Origin of the sequence: Pseudomonas sp. ICMP 8385, assembly GCF_002699915.1 — a bacterium.
Classification (GTDB): Bacteria; Pseudomonadota; Gammaproteobacteria; order Pseudomonadales; family Pseudomonadaceae; genus Aquipseudomonas; species Aquipseudomonas gessardii.
Map to the genome: position 1 here is coordinate 1 of NZ_LKBY01000012.1, position 1,937 is coordinate 1,937.

Sequence of the window (1,937 nt, forward strand, 5' to 3'; positions counted from 1 at the left end):
CTCGGCGTCGGCGAAGGTCATCTGCTTCATCGGGAAACTCGGTGGGTGGGGTCGCGGTATTTTGCCAAATCAGAAAGTCTTTTTCAGAGTTTCCCTAAGCATTGGGCCATCAGTTTCTCAGGCCGCGGTCACCAATGTAGGGACGCCAAGCTATTTTTTGCTAAATAATTACTACAGGAACGACAGCGCAAGCGCTATCAAGCAAGCGGACCGGCGGGTACAGGGGCGAATCCATCCAATCCATCATTCGGAAGGATCGTTTAGCTGGTTTCCCTGCGGTCGTATGCGATCCTAAGCTGCCTTCCGCGAAGGGCAGCAGTCGGCCATAAGCAGTCAGTCGGGAATGGCCACGAAACCATGGGTGATTCACCCCCCGATTTTACCCAATATATCTTCCGCCTTTTCTACGTTCAAAACTCGCACCATGGACATCCCAAAACCTAATGGAAAAATTGGATTAGATGGGTCTATAGAGATAAAGTGTTCGAGTAAAGCCATGGCGGACTGTATATATCGGTATACGTGCTCCGCGAATAGCTCTTCCAGTATTGCATCCGTATTACTTGACTTACTGTGTATAATTTCGTTTCTTAAGCGCTCAAGACTCTTGAAGTCAGACCAGAAATTTTCTGATTGAGGTGGCGAACACTTCAGTATTGGTGGCAATATGGACGCCACCTTCTCTGAAGTTGATATCCATCGTTCTATCTGTTCTTTACTATAATGCTCAGTAGATCTGCTCGTGGTTTTTTTGTATGTGTATGTATCAGGAATTACCGCATTGCAAAACGACTCCACTGCCTTGTATGCAAATATCGTCGCCACTTGAATACTCTCAAGATAATCATAGGCAAGGCCTACATTGCGGTCATATATAGACTCGGTGAATTCCGATAGCCGCTCGAGATCCACTTTGATTTTTTGGGCTTGCTGCAAAGCCTTGGTTGCGACACTTATGGCTAAAGTAATCTCATTGGGGAGCGCCAATGTAATTGTATTTGAACCAATTTTTGGTTTGATTATTTTTTGAAAAAAAGCTGTTTTGTTCGTGGATGTCTCGTGAATGCCAATTGGTTTATTTGCACGTCTGTCAGGTGCTGGCACAATTTCAGAAGGATCGTCTGCATTGTTCATGTGATGAACGCAAATCAACTGAGTATGAAGCTTTAACAATTTTTACTCCAATATCTAGATAATTTTACGGAAGATGAGCTCTCGACGATATTCGAACAGCTGCTAGGAATCGAAAACAGCAGCGTATACTTATAGGAATTCAATTTTTCGGATTTCACACTCGGCTAGCACTTTTTCCAGCCATGTCTCATACCAGTACCATGTATTCATGACGGTAACACCAAAACCTTTGCCTTGTTTTTTTGCTTCGTTGGTTTGCCACATCTGAGTGTGATGCATCATATTGAATTTTGGATAGCCAGCGTTCTTTACTTTTTCGACAATTTTTGAAGGCAGATATTTAGGGCGCTCGGTCTCTTTGATTTGAATATACTTGGTATTCATTCCTTGAGCCATTTCAGATCCTGGCTTGATAAATTCAATTACCTGATCCGCCTGGCCTTTATGATTTGCGGTTTTAGGAACAAAGAATACACGGTAAGAAAATTTCGGATCGTTGAATTCTTCATCGGTTAGAGCCAAGTCAAACGAAGTTATATAGGCTCGAATATTTTCAGGGAGGCCGTCTGCTTGGGATAATCTGTCAACTTGATCCTTGTTCAAAGAGGAGAACTGAAGGCTAAAAGATAAATGTTTATCTATGCCAAGGCTGGCGCCAAATAAAGATTTTATGAGTTCATTATAATTTAGGCAGCAGGCCTGAAATCTAGGGATGGTCTGAAGTAGCCATGTATTTCCCCGGCATACCACCTAGCGCAACTTTTAAACTCGCCAAATGATCAAAAAACAATCAATTCGACGAG

At 43.0% G+C, this 1,937-nt stretch carries 2 protein-coding genes; both read right to left on the reverse strand.

Going from position 1 to position 1,937, the window contains the following annotated elements; genetic code table 11:
• Positions 1 to 366: 366 nt before the first annotated feature.
• Positions 367 to 1,134 (reverse strand): hypothetical protein, encoded by a 768-nt coding sequence (locus AO268_RS03780; RefSeq protein ID WP_141562773.1) that lies wholly within the window; start codon positions 1,132 to 1,134, stop codon positions 367 to 369.
• 129 nt (positions 1,135 to 1,263) lie between these two features.
• A complete protein-coding gene (locus AO268_RS03785) occupies positions 1,264 to 1,884 on the reverse strand; it encodes a DUF3644 domain-containing protein (RefSeq protein WP_373562111.1) in 621 nt (206 codons plus the stop codon).
• Between the last annotated feature and the right edge of the window lie 53 nt (positions 1,885 to 1,937).

What these genes read in the sequence shown, in the direction of transcription:
- AO268_RS03780 (WP_141562773.1), bottom strand. Translation starts at nt 1,134, where the DNA reads ATGAACAATGCAGACGATCCTTCTGAAATTGTGCCAGCACCTGACAGA.